Annotated in this window: 1 protein-coding gene; it reads left to right on the top strand. The window is 69.2% G+C overall.

Features of this window, described 5'->3' with window-relative positions; genetic code table 11:
- Positions 1-347: hypothetical protein (locus SM757_RS35185; RefSeq protein ID WP_322468893.1), on the top strand; the 347-nt coding region annotated here is incomplete at both ends.

Here is a 347-nt window from a genome sequence, read left to right as displayed (position 1 = left end):
GGTACACGGGGACCAGTGCGTCCGTGGCGGCCGGCACCAAGGTCAGCGTCGGCAGCCAGAGCTACACGTTCAGCCAGGCCATTGCCGCCAACACGGTGGCCTTCAGCCTCAAGGGCTTCAGCGCTGACATCGCCAACTTCGTGTCGCTGTCCGGCGACCTGGGCTTTGCCAAGACGGGCACGGACATCGTGGCCGTGGGCTCCAACGTGACGGCTGCGCTGAGCGCCGGTACGTCGGCTTCGCTGCGCTTGAGCAACGCCAGCTTCGGCCTGCGCTCGGGCGCGGCCGGCACGACGGCGTTCGAGCTGGCCAACGGCACGCTGACGGCCAGCGTCGATGGCCTTGGC

It is taken from the genome of Azohydromonas lata (assembly GCF_034427735.1).
In the GTDB taxonomy this organism is placed as follows: Bacteria; Pseudomonadota; Gammaproteobacteria; order Burkholderiales; family Burkholderiaceae_C; genus Azohydromonas; species Azohydromonas lata.
Note: the sequence above shows the minus strand (reverse complement) of the source record. Positions and strands in the feature narration are given on the sequence as shown.